Raw genomic sequence first — 17815 nt, forward strand, 5'->3', positions numbered from 1 at the left:
TTAGAAGTCTTTCTTTTCTGTTTCAAAATACTTACATGTAAAGGAAAAAATACCCTTACATGTAAGGCATTTATCTTTTTATTTTATCACATAGTCCGCTAATGCTTCTATGTCTGCATCGCTTAGGTTTTTCACTTGGCCTGTCATCATAGCCTTCATAGGACCGCCGTAGGTTCCCTCTTGGTACCCTTTCATGGAAGCAATAAAATCTGCTTTTGCCATGTCTTTAATAATCATGCTCCGATTCAGTGCTTTTTTTTCACCTTGCGCACCGTGGCAAGCAACACAAGATTGGTACTTTTTCTCACCATCTGCAAGAGCACTTGAGAGCATTAGCGAAAGTATACTAAGAAGAAAAACGCATTTTTTCATGGGGATCCTTTTTGATTGGGTGCCTAATCTTACAAAAAGAAAGGCCTGCTTTCATTGATGTGGGTCAAAAGTGGGGAGTTAAACGTTTTTGTTGTGGTCGCGTATCTCTGCTTCTAAAAATTCAAGGATGCGGGATTGAAGGAGATTTGCCTCTTCATTTTCCTGACACATGAAACGCCGCAAGTGTTCGATGTTTATTTTTTCCACAAACCGTTTGTAATTTTTCAATTCTCTATTAATTTCAATAATCAACTCATCAATGTCTAAATCATTGTTGTAAAGGATTTTATTGACATATTCTTTTGTGGTGCGTACCATCACTTCCACGCGGTATTCATCATCTTTATAAATTTCTTGGGCAATCTCTTTTAATACATCGTATTCACACTGTTTGGCTTCGGAATTTGCGACAATCATTGCTGCAAAAAGTTTACACCGAAATTCCAAAGAGCGATGGTGATACACCAAGGCTTGGCGAAAAATGGATAAAAACTGCGATTTTATCTCTTTAAAACTCATCGTATTTACTCCAATGCGTAATTTTAAACGAAATCAATAACCTTTAAGGCGTCTTTCGCTACCATTCCTCTCGCCTCTCTTTAGACCTGTGCAATGGGGTTTAAGAGTAATGCTTCAGGGTGGGAACACAGCAGAGCACTTTTTTACTCTAGGTGCCGCAGGTATCTGAAGGGGGGTTTTATACTGAGAGATACGCTTCGATTTCACAAGCAAGTGTGTGAAAATCAACCCCTTCGCTCTTTCCTTTTTCTTTTAACTTCTCTTTAATATACTCTTTCCCGTGTAACAATTCTTTTGACTTTACCCCATGGCTAATAGAGAGGGTTGCTTCTACAAAGGCGCCCAAGCGGTCACAATTTTTTAGTGCCTTGCCATCAATCGCGCAAAAACGGTCTTCATTATACCCTTCTAAGGTGTCAACAATCTGAGCATGGCCATCAAAAATACGGTTGCTAAATTCATCTTTTCCCTCAGCATGCATCCCTAAAAGATACAAAAATTCTTCTCGCAACCCTATGGGAATGTAGGGCAAGATCGCATCTTCGATTTGTTGCATTTCGTATTCGCTAATAATATCATCCAAGCCTGAAACAGAATATTTTACGGGGGAGATAATATCGCGGGTGAGTGCTTCGGGAAGGTCGTGAAACAAGGCACAAAAAAAGTTGTGTTCAATGCGTTTTGGACAAGCATCTATTTTAATCGAATAAAAATAACCCAAGATTGCCACCACGAGCATGTGCCCTAAAACAGACGTTTCAGGAACCCTTGGGGTTTGTGCCCAACGTTTTTGAAAGCGCAACCGCCCACTTAAATCCACCAAATGGGAAAGTTTTTTCGCTAAGGTAATCTTGCGCACGCCAATAAGTTCATAATAATCTTCGATTTCCTCTTCCACCGCTTCTTTTACACGGTCAATGTCACTTAAAAATTGGCTGGTCTGGTACACAATGGAAAATTCCCAACGGGTAGAGAGGTAAGAAGCGGCTTTTAAAATAAACCGTTCGCGTTTGTACATGGAAGGCGTAGTGAGATAGGCTTCAAAACGGCTGTAAAACGCCCCATTTTCAATAGGTTGAAGCGCGTCGTAGAGCTTTTCTAAAACCCATTGGTTAATCTCTTTTGTCTTTTTTTCTAAAGCCTTGTGAAACACATCGGGGCGAATGTCTGTGACCACGACCCGTCTAAAAAACTCAAACAACCCCGCTTCAATCAAGTGAAGCAAGTTAACATCATCATCTTCTGCTTTTGCTAAAAAATAGGCGATGATGAACTTGTGAGCCTGTTTGTCAAGCTCTACAAGTTCCACCATCCGAGGGTAATCGTTCCAACGTTGAATGGACGCGGCGGCAAAAAGATACTCAATCAGTTTTGGCGTGAGCATCACACGTCCAAGTGTTTAACATCTTTTGCATGGTCTTGGATATATTTGCGGCGCGGTTCCACTTCATCTCCCATGAAAAGAGAGAATGTTTCACTGGCAGATTCCGCATCATCAATGGTTACTTTGAGTAATCTTCGGTTTTCTGGGTTCATGGTGGTTTCCCAAAGTTGCTCAGGGTTCATTTCCCCCAAACCTTTGTAACGTTGGATATAAGCACCTTTTTTAGCATGGCGTTCAACACGGTTTAGAACCTCAATAGGATCTTCCCCTTTAAAAACACCCATGTCTCTTTCTTTCATTTTTGCATAAATGTAGAGTGCTTCTTCATAAAGAGGACTGGTAAACAAGGTGTCACTAATGACTAATTCTTCAAGGCCATCATTGGTTTGGATATACAGGTGAATCGCTTCTTCTGTTGTTACGGAGTTAAGGATGTTATAGCCTTTGTTTTCCAAATAGGTTTTCATGGTTACATGTAACTCTTTTTGGGGTAAAGAAACAATGTCAGGATTTTCAATCATGTGGCGCACTGCATCAATCACCGAAAAACGTTTTTCAAGTTCTTTTAAAATATTGCGGTAGGCTGAAATGATTTTAAGGTATTCCATCATGTCTTTCAAACCAATAGTATCAAGCTCAATAGCTTCAATCCCCATTTCAATCAAAAATTCGTTGAGGGATTTTTCATCTTTAAGATAAATTTCTTTTTTACCTTTTTTAAAGCGGTATAAAGGCGGTTGTGCAAGATACACATACCCATTTTCAATCACAGGATTTAAAAAGCGGAAGAAAAAGGTTAACAAAAGAGTTTGAATGTGACTTCCGTCCACGTCTGCATCGGTCATGATGATGACTTTATGGTAGCGCAATCGCTCTTCTTCAAATTCATCCCCAATGCCACATCCAAGGGCCGTGATCATATTTTTAATCTCTTCGGATTTTAAAATTTTATCCAAGCGGCTTTTTTCCACATTGAGGATTTTTCCTTTTAAAGGCAAAATGGCTTGGAAAACACGATCACGTCCTTGTTTAGCTGAACCACCCGCACTGTCACCTTCCACCAAATAAATTTCGCTATTACTAGGATCTTTACTTTGACAATCGGCCAATTTTCCTGGCAAGGTACCCACACTCATAGAATCTTTGCGTCGTGTTAAATCACGGGCTTTTTTAGCCGCTTCACGTCCACGCGCTGCTGCTAGGGCTTTTCCCATAATAGCTTTAGCGTCGATTGGGTTTTCTTCAAAGTATTTTACCAAGCGTTCAAATGTCAATTTTTGAACAATGGGTTTTACATAAGAACTTCCCAATTTTCCCTTTGTTTGCCCTTCAAATTGAGGTTCAGGAACTTTTACACTCACAACCGTAATAAGCCCTTCGCGAACATCATCACCCGTTATTTTTGTATCTTTTTCCCGTTGGTTAGCATTGGTGTTGATATAATTGACAATGGCCCTGGTTAAACCCGCGCGAAAACCTGCTTCGTGGGTTCCACCATCGGGTGTTTTGATGTTATTGACAAAAGAAAGGAGGGTTTCACTGTAAGAACTGTTGTACATGATAGCAATATCAACTTCGATATCTTCGGATTTTTCTTGAAAATAAAAAGGTTTTGAAACCTGTTCTTTTTTGTTTAAATCAATGATAAATTGTTCTAATCCCCCTTCAAAATGAAAGGTTTCTTCTTTACCAACACGGCCATCTTTAAAATGAATAGTGATTTTAGGATTTAAATAGGCAAGTTCGCGGAAACGTTTTGAGAGGGTATCAAACTCAAAATCCACGGTTTCAAAGATTGTTTGGTCTGGCCAAAATTCAATAGAGGTTCCTGTTTTTCGTGTTTTTCCAATCACATCAAGGGGTGTTTGAGGGATTCCCTTGGAAAATTCTTGGCGAAATTCTTCGCCGCCGCGTTTAATTTGCATCACCAATTTTTCAGACAAGGCATTAACAACAGAAATACCCACCCCGTGCAAACCGCCACTTACTTTATACGTGTCTTTGTCAAATTTTCCGCCCGCGTGTAACACGGTTAATACTACCGTTGCAGCAGGAAGGTTTTCTCCTTCGTGATGATCGGTTGGAATACCTCGGCCATTGTCTGTAACGATTGCCGAACCCTCAGGGGTTAACTCAATACTAATCGTATCACAGTATCCTGCCATAGCTTCATCAATAGAATTATCAACAGCTTCATAAATCATGTGGTGCAAACCGCCGATATTGGTGTCTCCAATATACATACCCGGTCGTTTTCGTACTGCTTCGAGTCCTTTGAGGACTTTAATATTTTCTGCTCCGTAACTGTTCATTGACTACTCCGTTAAATCATGATTGGCATGACGATGGTTTTAAAGTTTTCACTCTCTAGGGTAAAGGGAAGGCCGGCGTCATTATACCCTAAGGTAAAACTGCTCTCTTCGATGTTACTTAAAAAATCGAGCATATAGCGGCTGTTTAGGGCTAAATAAATCTCTTCTTCCAAGCCTGTGATGTATTCGATTTCTGTTTTTGCTTCGATGTTATCATCATTTAAACTCTCAAAGGTAATCTTATCTGCTTTAAAAGTAATTTTCATCTCATGGGAAATAATGGCAATTTGTTTAATGGACTCCACAATCTTTTCTTTTGCCAATTTTAGGCGGTATTTTTTCTCTTGAGGAATAATCCGCGCGTAGTCTGGAAATTTGCCATTAATAAGTTTGGTAAAAAATTGGAAGTGATTAGATTGTGCAATCAAGGTAGTGCCATCGTAAAAGATTTCAATATCATCAAAAAAGAGTTTTTGAATCTCACTGATGGCTTTTTTAGGGATGATCAAAGAAAAAGCGTGGTCTGTAGGTGCTTCAAGGCGAATGAGGGCAAGGCGTTTGGTATCGGTGGCTACAAGGTTGATGTAGTTTTCTTTGATGTCAATGAGTGCGCCATTGAGTTCAAATTTTGGGTTATTGGTATCAATTGCAGGAGCTATTTTTTTAATCGCACGTACCAGTTGTGTAGAGTTGATGTCAAATTTTGGTTTTTCATCCACCACAGGAAAGTCTGGGAAATCACTGGGATTAAACATAGGGAGTTTAAATTTAGAATTTTTTTGTTTGATGTAGAGGTAGTCATTTATCGTCTCAAGGGTAACTTCCTCATCTTTTAAAATTTTGATGATATCAAGGAGTTTTTTACCGTTGGCTGTGGCCACACCTTCATTGATGATTTTAATGGAATGGGTATTGTACGTTAACCCTATTTCATAATCTGTCGCTTTGATTTCAAGAGCGTCTCCAACGGTGCGTAACAGTAAATGGGAGGTGATTTGGCTCAAATCCTTTTTTTCCAAATAGGGTTGGGTGTTGACCAAAACAGTCTCAAGAACGCTTTTATGAATCGAGACCTTCATGACTCTCTCCTTAAGTTTTTAAATAAAAGTAGTAACAGTAGTAGAACAGCGTGAAAGTGTGAAAACATGCGATAAAGCCCGTACCAAGGCAGATGTCTTAGTGAAATGGTTTGGGTAAGATACGCACATCTTTTCACATTTTGATGCATAAGGGTCATTTTTCCTTTGTTAACACTTTGTGTTTTAGCTCTTCAAGCCGCAATCTAAAGTGTTCTTCGTTGTCGATGAGTTCGTTAATCTTTTTCATGTTGTGAGAAACAGCGGTGTGGTCGCGCATACCAAAAAATGAAGCCAAAGAAGGCATGGAATTTGGGGTTAACGTGCGCGCAAGGTAAATGCCAATCCGTCTGGCTTCTACGATGTTTTTACTGCGTTTTTTAGACTTTATCTCACTGGGTTTGATGTTGAGTTCTTTGGAAATAATATGGATAATGTCCTCAAGGGTGATGTTATTACGTTTTTCTTTAATCTGTTCTTTCATCACATTTTTAGCAAACTCAAGGGTGATTTCTTGGCGCATCAAAGAAGCGTAGGCATTGAGGTTAATGATGGCACTTTCGATTTCACGGATGTTATCACCCATGTTGGAGGCAATATAGTGGACGATTTCACTGCCAAGGGCAATGCCATCAAGCTCACATTTTTTATTGATGATGGCTATTTTGGTTTCAAGTTCTGGAAGGGTAATGTCCGCAATAAGTCCCCATTCAAAGCGACTTTTAAGGCGTTCTTCAAGGCCATTAATCATCTTAGGGGGTTTATCAGACGTGAGAACAATTTGCCTCCCTTTGGCATGAAGTTCATTAAAGGTGTGAAAAAATTCTTCTTGGGTCTGAATTTTATTGGAAAGAAATTGCACATCATCGATGAGCAAGATATCGCACTGGCGGTATTTTTCACGAAATCTATCCATGCTACCGTTTTTAAGATTATAGGTAAAATCGTTCATAAACTGTTCGATGGTCGTGTAAATAACAGATTTTCCTTGTGTCATGGAAAAATTACCAATGGCATGAATAAGGTGGGTTTTACCTAATCCCGTGGGGCCGTAAATAAACACAGGATTGTACATTTTACCAGGCTTCTCGGCGATGGATTTCGCGGCGCTGTAAGCGTATTGGTTAGAGCTTCCCACCACAAAACTGTCAAACTGATAAGAGGGGTTTAAGATGGTACTTTTGGTCTGTTTTGTTTCTTCATACAACGCTAGAGGGCTAGAAACGGTAGGATTTTCAAGTTGAGATGTTCTTTGTGTAGGGATAATTTTGATAGAGGGTTTAATACCTGTTTTGATTTCAAATAAATGGGCGATTTTAGCAGCGTATTTGGTTTTAACCCAGTTGCAAATGAGAATATTGGGTGCGGTAAATACGGCTAAATCTGAGCGGGATGCCTTTTCAAAAAACGACAGTTGTTTAATGTAGCGCTCAAATTCTTGGGTGGGAATTTCATGGCGCAACATCTCTAAAATCGTATCTGCTAACAAAAGGACTCCTGCTGTAATGACGCGTGATTAAGGAGATATTTTACCTTTTTATAGTTGAATGCAATGTTAAGAGATACAGATGTGAAAAAGTTTTTCACCCTGTGAATAAAACAGTGAAAAGAGCACAATGATTATATTAGGAATTGACCCTGGGAGCCGCAACTGTGGGTATGCGCTCATCCAAAAAGAGGGACAAAAAGTTCGGCTAGTAGAAGCGGGACTTATTCGCATTAAAGAGCGGGTTTTGCAAGACCAAATTATGGAGTTAGTAGAAGGGTTGGATATGGTGTTTAAAAACCACACCATTGATGAAGTGGCTATTGAAGATATTTTCTTTGCGTTTAATCCTAAAACCGTTTTAAAATTGGCCCAATTTCGTGGGGCATTGATGTTAAAAATCCTCCAAGTCCATGGGAATTTTCACGAATACACTCCCTTACAAGTAAAAAAAGCGGTTACAGGAAAAGCTAAGGCAGAAAAAGAACAAGTAGCGTTCATGGTAGGGCGGATTTTAGGCATTAAACAAGTGATTAAGCCCCTAGACATCACCGATGCCATCGCCGTAGCCTTAACTCACGGGCAACGGGTTAAATAGCCTTACATGTAAGGCCTTAAGGTGCTTCGACGCTAAAGAGGTATTGGTGGTCTTGGGGCAAGCTAGCGTATAAAGCCCGCGCGAGGTTTTGGATTTCCCATAGGGCACTTTTACTGCTACGCAACGTGAGAAAGTTTTGTAAACTGCGCGCATTAATCGTCCACGTAAGTTCAGTTTTGTAACTCTCAGGCAAGCAGTATTTAGCCTTGTCGTTGCTAATGCCTTCTTCTAAAAGTTGGCGCAGGTTTTCTAAGGCGCGAATGCTCATGCAATCCACCCGTTCATCTCCGGTAAAAACAAGGTATTTTTCAGCCCGTGTAGGGTCTTTACATGTAAAGGGTTCTTCGGCTTTGAGCTCTTTAAGGGTATAGCGGGTGGATTTAACCGAAGGAGAGGCTAAACGGTGGCGCGAAAGCTCTTGTAAAAGGGCACGGGAGATGCCTTGGATGTAGAAGGTATACACCAAGTGTTCTAGTGTAGAGGCGTGTTTAAACTTGTTGCCTACGCGGTCGATGAGATCACGGTCTTTTTGACCTCCTTCGTCGCTTTTATCAAAGCTTTGCCAGCAGGTGCGAATGGCACTTGCACAAATGGTAAGGGAAGTGTGTTGAAGGAGTGTGACTTGCATAATGCGCCCTTTTTTTAGGGCGCATTATAGTACATGTAAACTAACTATTGATTGAGTTGCAAGAGGGTATTGAGCATTTGGTCGGAGGTGGTGATAGTTTTGGAGTTGGCTTGGTAACCCCGTTGGATGATGATGAGTTGGGTGAGAGAACGGGAAAGGTCCACGTTACTCATCTCAAGGGCACTGGCTTGAATAAATCCACGTCCCCCTACCGAGGCTTGGCCAATAATAGGATCGCCTGAGTTAGAGGTTTGGATAAAGGTATTTCCTCCATCACTTTCTAACCCTTCATTGTTGGTAAATTTTGCCATGGAAACCTGAGCAAGACCAAAGCTACGTCCATTGGTAAAACTGCCGATGAGTGTTCCCGTCTCATCAATACGAATACCTGATAAATCCCCACCAGGAAAGCCATCTTGGGAAATACCAGAGGTGTTAGAGGTTTTATCAAAGCTGGTCATACCATCAAATTGTCCCGCAGTACCAAACCTAAGGGAAATATTTTGGTTGGGGGTTGAGCCGTTATTGGCGGTGTAGCGGATGGACGAAGGGGTATAGGTGGAGAGTGCACCATTTGACCCAAAGGTAATGGAACCTGTGAGCATGTTAAAAGGGTAATTGGCATCATCAATGACACCAGGTTCTGGAACAGAGATAATCATGTTCCACTGGGTCCCCCCCTCTTTAGTAACCCCAACCTTTCTAAATTCAATACGCACGGCATGCTTACTGCCCAAAGAGTCGTACACATCGATACTTGCAGCGTGGGTGGCTGCATAAATGTTTTGAGAGGTTCGGGTGTTGTTGCCCGTAGGAAGAGAACCTTGAAGGCTTTGCATCATCGTGGCAAAACGGGTGTTTTCACTGACTTTATTGGCACTGCTGCTGTACCCGGTGATGGCAAGATTAACATTGTAATCATCAACTGTTTTAATGTCTGTTCCTGCAGGAACAGTTTGGTCTGTATCTGAAAAGGTGGTGCCAGCAGGAAGAGTAACGCCCGCATCACTGGGTAAAATCATGGTGTTAATGACTGTTCCTGCGGTGTAAGCAGTAGGTATGGGAACAGTAACGCCATTAACAATGGTTCCAGCAGGCACAATAATACTAGCAGAGATTGTAAAAGGTGCTGTAAAATTCATCTCCGCTGGAAAGAAGACGTTATTAGCCAAGGCCCCTAGACCCGTACCTTCGCGCACATACGTAGTGCCATTAGGAAGATAGACGTTGTCAGGTATTCCACCAAACACAATACTATCATAAGAACCTGCGGCGATAACGTGGCTACCATCTGAGGTTGCTGTGACCCCATTGATGGTATAATCTACGTCAATTGGCACCATATAATCAGCACTTAAAACGACATTAATAAGGCTTTCTCCAAATTCATCTTCCGCTCCTGTAGCAACAACAAAACTTCCATCAACGGTTAAATTGGCCGAAGCAACGGTCCAAGGATTACCTGCAGCATCGGTAGCGGTGATGATATCCCCATCGTCCGCGTTAAAAGCATCGCCTTCGGGGTTAGCAATAACAAATTGCCCTGAACTGTTAACCGTAACGGTTACTCCATCGTTTTTATCGGCCGTGCCATCCCCTGTGTAGTCGGTGTTAAGCCTTGCATCGGTTTGCATGGCATGACGAAGGTCTTCAGTCGTTCTAAATTGGCGCGCTTCTGTGCGGTCAAGTGCTGTAGAGGTGGAACCTGAGGTGTAGGTATATTTAAAAGCGGTGATGACTTGAACGCTTTGAAACCCAGTGCTATCGGTTGCATTGGCAACAAGGCTAATATTTTTCATACTCTCTTCGGTACCATTGGTGTTGCCATTGGTGAGGGTAATACCTCCTCCTCCCAAGTTTGCTTCCACACCTGTTTGGGTAGTAAACTGGTTAATGAGGTTTTGAATGTAGCGCATATTTTCTTCTTGACGCTCAGCCGCAGTAGAGCCAGAAGGAGTATTGGAGCCCACAATTTGCACCCCATTGATGATTAAATCCACATCGATAGTAGTGCTTGAAATGCCTGTTTGTGCGTAAACGGCATCTGCGTAGCTTACCCAAACCCCTTGTCCTGTAGTGAGGGCAAAGGATTCGCCGCTGGTGTTAAAGAGTGCTCCAAAGTCTTCCCCGCGCTCGTACATCTCTTTGTCGGCGTTAAATTGGGCGTCTGAGCCGCTAAGGCCATTTTCATTGTGAATTTCTAAAGTGCTTTGGATGCCATTGCCATCTTCATCGACCCAACCGTGGTATTGGTCGAGGGAATAAATGACGGATTTATTGGTAATGCTATTGCCTGAGTTAAGGTTGGCTTTTACGGCGATGTAGGTGGTGTCTTGGGCTGGTGTGGTAAGGCCTGGGGGAATGGTAATGTTACCAATAGGCGTGGTAGCATCAATATTTCCTGTCTTTTCATCACGCATCCACCCTTGCACGATATACCCATTGCTGTCGGTAAAATTGCCCAATGCATCGAAGGTAAAATCCCCATTGCGGGTGTATTTATAGGTACTTCCCGCATCTGGAGAAACGACAAAAAACCCGTCCCCTTGGATGGCAAGGTCGGTGTTTTTGTCGGTGGTTTGTACGGAGCCTTGTTTAAAGATTTTGGTGATGGAACTCACTTGGGTTCCAAGGCCGATTTGCATAGAGTTTTTACCGCCTAAATCCCCTTGGGGTGCGGTGGCGATTTTTGCGGTTTGGCTTAGTAAATCAGAAAAGTTTGCACGGGAGTATTTAAACCCCGTGGTGTTGACGTTGGCAATGTTATTACCTTCGACGTCCATCGCTATTTGGTGAGCTTGCAGTCCGGTAACGCCGGCCCAAAGTGATCGCATCATGGGGCTATCCTTTTAAGGGTAAATCAGTATTTATGAATAAAAAGTAACATATAAACCTTACATGTAAAGACTAAAAAGCAAAAACTGTTCCTACCTTTTCATCTGAATCGCATTTTTAATCATCTCATCACTAGTCGTAATGCTTTTAGCATTGGCATCAAAGGCTTTTTGCAGGACAATCAGTTCTGTTAAGGCCGTGCCAAGGTTAACGTTGCTTCCTTCAAGACGGTTTGAAAATATTTTGCTTCCTAGGATAAAATTGCCATCCGCATCCGTATAAAAAATGGGATTACCGCTGTTGGAAGATGCTTGAAACAGCGAAGAAGAGGTGCGGGTAAGCCCTTGGTCGTTTTGAAAATGGTATACCGCAACCTTTGCTATGGGCACACTGCGGCCATTGGTAAATTCTGCAACCACGTTTCCTCGCTCATCCATACCGTAACCCTTGAGCAATCCTGCTACTTGGCCATCTTGGGTAAAAGAGCGTGACGTATTGAGGTTGGTGCTAGAGGTGAGACCGTCGTAATTATTGGCTGTTCCTATAAAAATACTCAAGGCCGCGCCACCGTTACTCATCGTAGGAATGGTACTTTCAAGAAGTTGCCCTGCCCCACCAAAGGTGAGTTGCCCTGTTTGGGAGTCGGTAATTTCGTAGACTTTGTTGGTTGTTGTGTCGACGTAAAAACGTTCAGGGTCATAAATCTTTATCACGTACTCCATGTCTGCATGTACCTCGTATTCGCTTGGGTCATACGTTACACTTGCATCGTATTCTTCACGCACATAATCTTCATAGTATGTGCGGACTTGCAAAACCCCATCCCACACACTTCCGCTAGCAGGCTGAGGGATTTGTTTGGTAAAGACCATGGAGAGAATGTCTTTTTCTCCTGTGGGCGAGATGATAGACGTGGTAAAGGTTTCGACATTGGGAACTTCTTGCATGGTGCTTAAGATGGCAGTAGTGGTTAAAGGTTCCGAAGTGTCCAAATCACTCACATCAATACCCACAAGACTCCACGTAAGGTTTTCATCCAAATACGCCGAAGCTTTTTGGGTTTGACCGGTGTGGTCGGTAATGGTGATGGAGACTAAATCCCCTTCTAGTGGCGTTAGGGCTTCAGGAGTGTTGGTAAGATTTCCCGTGATAGAAACCGTGTTGGACGCGGTATTGAGTGTTGTTTCCACATCGTCTTCATTGACGGTGACATCAACGGATTCTGTGATAATTTTTGGGTCGAGATTGCCTTTGTAACTGATATTTTGCGTCGGGATGGGCGGATAATACAAATAATCAGGCAGGGTGATGATGCCTTGTTGCGCTACAGCAGCAAGGGCAATGTCTTGAATCTGGGTGACAGCATACACTTGGGCAAGGACGATGTTGTTGTTAAGCCCATAATACGTCCCAAAATCTTTCATCACCTCTTCAGGAAGGGTGATGGGCGTGTAATTATTGCCCATGGTTCCTAGGAGATAATTCCCATTTCCATCCACCATATTTCCATTGGCGTCCACAGAAAAAGACCCAGCGCGGGTGTAATACACTTGGCTTCCCGCCCCTTGAACCCCAAACCATCCCTCGCCTCCAATGGCAAGGTCAAAGACATTGTCCGTGTTTTGGAAAGAGCCTTGGGTGAGGTTCATGGCTGAACTTTGTGCCTTGCTCCCATAGCCAATATCACTGGTGACATTGCTGCTAAAATAGGAGCTTGTAAGGGTTGTAGCAAAAATAGACGCAAACTCGGGCGTACTGCTTTTAAACCCCGTGGTATTAACATTGGCAATGTTATCGGCCCAGACATCAATCCCAAACTGATGGGTTTTGGTGCCTGAGATGCCATTGTAAAAGGAGCTGTTCATACTAAGCCTTTAAAAAAACTCGATAACGTATTCAAGTGGAATATAAGAAGAACCTAATTTAATGAGGGTTTCTCCATCCTCAAAGCGTACCGATTCAACAGGGTAAATACCAAATTGGGTAGTTTGCTGATCCAAATCGGTGTCTAGGTATTCTGCAGTAACCGAATAATATCCATCTTTCATAGCTTCTCCTTCGTCATTAGCGCCATCCCACTCAAAGGCTAAAACGCCTTTTCCACCTGCTTCGAGTTCAACTGTACGCACGAGGTTGTCTTCACTGTCTTTAATATAGAGCTTGCCCGAGTGGATTTCTTTTTCAAAATAGACTTCAAATTTTGCTTCGCCATCTTCCAAAGAAATAGCGTTAAAGCCAATGGAGGCCATTTTGCCTACGGCAGAAACAGCGTACATGTTCATGTTATTGGCCATTTGTTCTGCCAAGGCTTGCATTGTTGCGTTGGTGTTCTCTTGGGTTTCGAGGGCCGCAAGTTGAGAGGTTTGAGTAAGCATTTTGTCCGAATCCATGGGGTCGGTAGGGTCTTGATACTGAAGCTCCACAAGTAGTAATTTCATAAAAGCGTCTTTATCAAGTTTAGAACCTGGATTAACGGCGGTATCTGTTGTAGTAGTAGTTGAGGTGGTGCTAGAAACTGTAGACATAGGGTATCCTTTTTATTTTTTATACGTAATCAGGAAGAACCAACTCAAGGGTGGTTTCTTCTTCAAGGGCATCGTTAAACTCTTCAGAGGAAAAATCTCCTTTTGAAGTGCCACCTTGGGGGTTATCTTGCCGTTCTTTTTGGGAAAAGTTCATTTCTAAGTTGGTAAAGCCCATGTTGACAAGGGCATTTTTAAACTCCGCTTGGTTTTGGACAAAAAGGCTTAGGGTTTGACTGGTGTTGGAAGTAAAGCTTACATGTAAGCTATTGCCACGGTTGATGAGCGTGACGTCCACTTCGCCGAGGTTTTTTGGATTGAGGGCGAGTTGGATTTTCATCATGGGTGGTTTATAGTTTTCCACTTGTTCTTTAAAGTCTTGGGCAAAGGTATTAAACGTCTGGCGCAATGCCCCTGTTTTGGATTGTTGTTGGCTGTTTTTTACACCTTCTTTGCCAAAGGCGTTTGCGTTTCTCTCTCCTTCACCAGATTCTTTCTCTCCCCCTTTGGCCTCTCCTTGGCTAAGCTCACTCAAGGTCTTAAGGGTTGTGTCTTTGGAGGTTTGGGAAGAGGATGTCCCTTCTTTGATTTCCAAGGGTTGGGGGGCGTGGGGTTTTGCAGGCTCCACCCGTGCTTCTTGAACGCTGCTTGTTTTTGGGTCTTGTTTTTGTTCTGAGCTTATTTTTTCATGGGAGGTGAGGGTTTCTTTGGGTGTTATTTTTGTTTTTTCGTCCCCTTTAGCCTCTTTTTTTGCCTCAGCAGCTGTTTCTGCTTTGGTTTCCGTTTTTACTTCGGTTTTGACCTCTGCTTTCACTTCGGTTTTGGTTTCCCCTTTGACCTCTGGTTTGGTTTCCGTTTTTACTTCTGCCTTGGTTTCTGCTTTGACCTCTTTTTTGTCTTCGAGAGAACGCAGCAAGTCTTTAAGTGTTGTATTTCCTTCCTTTTCTGTTTTTAAAGGAGTGGTTTCTGTTTGTTTACTTTTAAGCAATGTTTCACTGGCAATGCTCTCGGTTTTGGATTCAAAAAAATTGTTTTGGGTTAGCTTTGGAAAAGCGGTTTCAAGGCTTTTGAGTTCTTTGGAGGAGAATGTGATTTTTTCTAAGCCCAAGTCGTATTTTTGACTAAGCTTCATCACATCATCAAGGGATTTAATGCCTTTGAGTTCTTTGAGTGCGCCTTCTTGGGCAAGCAATGTTTCTAATTTTTCAGTGAGCTTTGGAAATTTCAGTGTGCTTTCGCCCCCGTTGAGGATTTCAATGAGTTGAAGGAGTTGGGAAAGGGTCGCTTTTTCTTCACTAATGGACGCAATGTCCTCAAGGCTTACTTCTGCAGTTGTGGGTGTTTTAACGGAAAGGCTTTCTAACGTGATGGTCGTCGTAGTTTGTGTTTTTGTGCTAGAACTGGCCAATTGTGAGAGCATCATGGCTAAAAAATTAGTCCCTTTGCCTTCGTCATTTCCCTTTAGATCACTCGTCATTTTGGCGAGCTTTTCTTGGGTAAGAACAGCTGTTTTGGACGTATTTGGCGTAGTTAATGAGAGCGCTTCTTGCATGCCATATGCCTTTCATAGGAAATCATCCTTTCTTCTAGCAAGAACTGTTCCACTGCCTTACATGTAAAGTAAACAAAAGGCGCAAAACCCTCCTTCTTTGGTGCCGTAATCTATTAAAAAGGATTTTTCGCTATAATAGTCACCCTACTTTCAACAGGAGCATTTTTTTGAAGAATTTACGTAACATCGCCGTTATCGCGCACGTTGACCACGGCAAAACCACCCTTGTGGACGAACTTTTAAAACAATCAGGTACTTTTTCAGCACACCAAGCGGTGGATGTGCGCGTGATGGATAGTAATGCAATCGAAAAAGAACGCGGCATTACGATTCTCGCAAAAAATACAGCGATTCATTATAAAGATGCCAAAATCAATATCATTGACACCCCTGGCCACGCCGACTTTGGCGGGGAAGTGGAGCGGGTGCTTAAAATGGTCGATGGCGTTTTATTGTTGGTGGATGCCCAAGAAGGCGTCATGCCCCAAACCAAATTTGTGGTAAAAAAAGCCCTTTCTTTAGGACTTCGCCCTATCGTTGTCATTAATAAAATCGACAAACCTGCGGCAGACCCTGACCGTGTCATTAACGAAATCTTCGACCTTTTTGTGGCCCTTGATGCCAACGATGCCCAGTTGGAATTTCCTGTCGTATACGCTGCGGCGATTAACGGCTATGCCAAACATCACATGAGCGACCCAAGCGAAAACATGATTCCTTTGTTTGAGGCGATTTTAGAGCACGTTCCTGCACCCACAGGCAGTGTTGATAACCCCTTACAACTTCAAGTATTTACTCTAGACTACGACAACTACGTGGGCAAGATTGGTATTGCGCGGATTTTTAACGGAAGCGTTAAGAAAAACCAAACCGTACTGCTTGCTAAGGCAAACGGCGAGCGCGTGAGCGGTCGGATTAGTAAACTCATTGGCTTTTTAGGCTTGGTGCGCACGGATATTGAAGAAGCGTATTCGGGCGATATTATTGCTATTGCAGGGTTTGAAGCCTTGGACGTGGGCGATAGTGTGGTGGACCCTGCCAACCCCATGCCTCTCGACCCGTTGCACATCGAAGAGCCTACGTTGACCGTGGTATTTGGGGTCAATGACTCTCCCCTTGCAGGACTAGAAGGAAAACACGTTACTTCCAACAAACTTGCTGAGCGCCTTGAAGCCGAGATGAAAACCAATATCGCCATGCGCTATGAGGCCATCGGTGAAGGACGCTTTAAGGTCTCGGGCCGTGGCGAGCTTCAGATTACGATTTTGGCAGAAAACATGCGCCGCGAAGGCTTCGAGATGACCCTTGGCCGACCTGAGGTTATCATCAAAGAAGAAGAAGGGGTGAAAATGGAACCCTATGAGCATTTGGTAGTAGATGTTCCTGATGAATTCACTGGCACCGTTATTGAAAAACTGGGCAAACGCAAGGCAGAAATGACCGCCATGAACCCCACGGGTGATGGTCAAACGCGCATCGAGTTTGAAATCCCTGCGCGCGGACTCATCGGCTTTCGTAGCCAATTTCTTACCGACACCAAGGGCGAAGGTATCATGAACCACTCGTTTTTGGAATTTCGCCCCTACATCGGTGGCGTAGAACACCGCATGAACGGCGCCCTTGTTTCTATGGAAAACGGCGAAGCACTAGGGTATTCCCTCTTTAACCTCCAAGAGCGGGGCGTGCTTTTTTGTGGCCCGCAAACCAAGGTGTACACAGGGATGATTATCGGCGAACATTCACGTCCTAATGACTTGGATGTCAACCCCATCAAAGGAAAGCAACTCTCCAACGTGCGCTCTTCTGGCGCGGATGATGCTATCAAACTCGTTCCCCCGCGCCTTTTAAACCTTGAGCGCGCGTTAGAGTGGATTGAAGAAGATGAATTGGTCGAAGTAACGCCCAAAAGCGTGCGTGTACGCAAGCGTTACCTTGATCCAACCGTGCGTAAGCGCTTGTCGCGAAACGCAAAATAACCTTTCAACGCCGTGCAAAGCGTTGCCCTTGGTTTTGGTGTTTTTGCACTCCTCGTCGCCCTTTTTTACAATTTTCTCGTGGGGCGACGTAACCAAGTTGACAACGTTTTTGCAGGGTTGGAAGTCCAACTCAAAAAACGCTACGACCTTATTCCTTCCCTTATTACCCTTACGCAAAAAGCCCTAGAGCACGAACGCCATTTGCTAGAACACCTTACCAAACTTCGAGAAGAAGGGCTTTGTGCGCACAACATCGAAGAAATCTCCCCTATTAATACTGAACTTTCCAACGCACTTCACGCCTTACATGTAAAGGTCGAAGCCTACCCCGCGCTTAAGGCTAACGCCAATGTTTTGCAACTGCAACAAAGCCTTTGGGAAGTGGAAGAATACATCAGTGCAGCAAGACGGGCGTATAATCAAAGTGTCACAGACTACAATAACGCCATTGAAATGATTCCTGCTAATGTGTTAGCCCGCTGCCTAGGTTACACGCGCAAGCAACTGTTTGAGGCTTCTTTTGCGAGAGAAAATCCCCCGATGCGCATGAGGTAA

The 17815-nt window shown here is 43.2% G+C and carries 14 protein-coding genes and 1 other RNA gene; 4 read left to right on the forward strand and 11 right to left on the reverse strand.

Translation table 11 applies throughout. The annotated features are described in order from the left end of the window. Window positions 1-78: 78 nt before the first annotated feature. Window positions 79-372: a c-type cytochrome gene (locus tag AC5SLM_RS13760; protein ID WP_495251550.1), complete on the reverse strand. Its 294-nt coding sequence runs from the start codon at window positions 370-372 to the stop codon at window positions 79-81. Between the two features lie 78 nt (window positions 373-450). After that, window positions 451-891 carry a hypothetical protein gene (locus tag AC5SLM_RS13765; RefSeq protein WP_495251551.1) on the reverse strand — a complete coding sequence of 147 codons (441 nt, stop codon included), beginning with the start codon at window positions 889-891 and terminating at the stop codon, window positions 451-453. Window positions 892-968: 77 nt separating this feature from the next. Between AC5SLM_RS13765 and ffs the strand changes: the two genes are divergently transcribed. Continuing rightward, window positions 969-1066, forward strand: an RNA gene (gene ffs / locus AC5SLM_RS13770) — signal recognition particle sRNA small type. A gap of 3 nt (window positions 1067-1069) precedes the next feature. On the opposite strand, the gene AC5SLM_RS13775 is transcribed toward ffs, so the two are convergent. The 4 genes from AC5SLM_RS13775 to dnaA form a co-directional block, all read right to left on the reverse strand. After that, the gene (locus tag AC5SLM_RS13775) at window positions 1070-2275 is read right to left on the reverse strand and encodes an HD domain-containing protein (protein WP_495251552.1); all 1206 of its coding nucleotides are present in this window, start codon (window positions 2273-2275) and stop codon (window positions 1070-1072) included. Beyond that, window positions 2275-4587, reverse strand: coding sequence for a DNA topoisomerase (ATP-hydrolyzing) subunit B (gene gyrB, locus AC5SLM_RS13780; protein WP_495251553.1), 2313 nt, complete (start codon window positions 4585-4587; stop codon window positions 2275-2277). Before gyrB ends, AC5SLM_RS13775 begins: the two co-directional genes overlap by 1 nt. 11 nt (window positions 4588-4598) lie before the next feature. Next, window positions 4599-5666 (reverse strand): DNA polymerase III subunit beta, encoded by a 1068-nt coding sequence (gene dnaN, locus AC5SLM_RS13785; protein ID WP_495251554.1) that lies wholly within the window; start codon window positions 5664-5666, stop codon window positions 4599-4601. A gap of 154 nt (window positions 5667-5820) precedes the next feature. After that, window positions 5821-7152, reverse strand: a complete 1332-nt coding sequence (gene dnaA / locus AC5SLM_RS13790; protein ID WP_495251555.1) for a chromosomal replication initiator protein DnaA — start codon at window positions 7150-7152, stop codon at window positions 5821-5823. A gap of 127 nt (window positions 7153-7279) precedes the next feature. On the opposite strand from dnaA, the gene ruvC reads away from it, so the two are divergent. Further along, window positions 7280-7747, forward strand: a complete 468-nt coding sequence (ruvC, locus tag AC5SLM_RS13795) for a crossover junction endodeoxyribonuclease RuvC (RefSeq protein ID WP_495251556.1) — start codon at window positions 7280-7282, stop codon at window positions 7745-7747. A gap of 16 nt (window positions 7748-7763) precedes the next feature. On the opposite strand, the gene thyX is transcribed toward ruvC, so the two are convergent. The 5 genes from thyX to AC5SLM_RS13820 all read right to left on the reverse strand — a co-directional run bounded on the left by thyX (window position 7764) and on the right by AC5SLM_RS13820 (window position 15284). Further along, window positions 7764-8375, reverse strand: coding sequence for an FAD-dependent thymidylate synthase (gene thyX, locus AC5SLM_RS13800; RefSeq protein ID WP_495251557.1), 612 nt, complete (start codon window positions 8373-8375; stop codon window positions 7764-7766). 44 nt (window positions 8376-8419) lie between these two features. Then, window positions 8420-11212: a flagellar hook protein FlgE gene (gene flgE / locus AC5SLM_RS13805; RefSeq protein WP_495251558.1), complete on the reverse strand. Its 2793-nt coding sequence runs from the start codon at window positions 11210-11212 to the stop codon at window positions 8420-8422. Between the two features lie 90 nt (window positions 11213-11302). After that, window positions 11303-13075 carry a flagellar hook-basal body complex protein gene (locus tag AC5SLM_RS13810; RefSeq protein WP_495251559.1) on the reverse strand — a complete coding sequence of 591 codons (1773 nt, stop codon included), beginning with the start codon at window positions 13073-13075 and terminating at the stop codon, window positions 11303-11305. A 9-nt stretch (window positions 13076-13084) separates the two neighbouring features. Continuing rightward, complete coding sequence (locus AC5SLM_RS13815) at window positions 13085-13735, reverse strand: FlgD immunoglobulin-like domain containing protein (RefSeq protein ID WP_495251560.1); 651 nt, start codon at window positions 13733-13735, stop codon at window positions 13085-13087. Window positions 13736-13754: 19 nt separating this feature from the next. Beyond that, complete coding sequence (locus AC5SLM_RS13820; RefSeq protein ID WP_495251561.1) at window positions 13755-15284, reverse strand: flagellar hook-length control protein FliK; 1530 nt, start codon at window positions 15282-15284, stop codon at window positions 13755-13757. Between the two features lie 167 nt (window positions 15285-15451). Between AC5SLM_RS13820 and typA the strand changes: the two genes are divergently transcribed. Both typA and AC5SLM_RS13830 read left to right on the forward strand, forming a co-directional pair. Beyond that, window positions 15452-17260: a translational GTPase TypA gene (gene typA / locus AC5SLM_RS13825; RefSeq protein WP_495251562.1), complete on the forward strand. Its 1809-nt coding sequence runs from the start codon at window positions 15452-15454 to the stop codon at window positions 17258-17260. Window positions 17261-17272: 12 nt separating this feature from the next. Then, window positions 17273-17815: a LemA family protein gene (locus AC5SLM_RS13830; RefSeq protein ID WP_495251563.1), complete on the forward strand. Its 543-nt coding sequence runs from the start codon at window positions 17273-17275 to the stop codon at window positions 17813-17815.

The organism is Sulfurospirillum sp. HTRB-L1 (genome assembly GCF_059415125.1).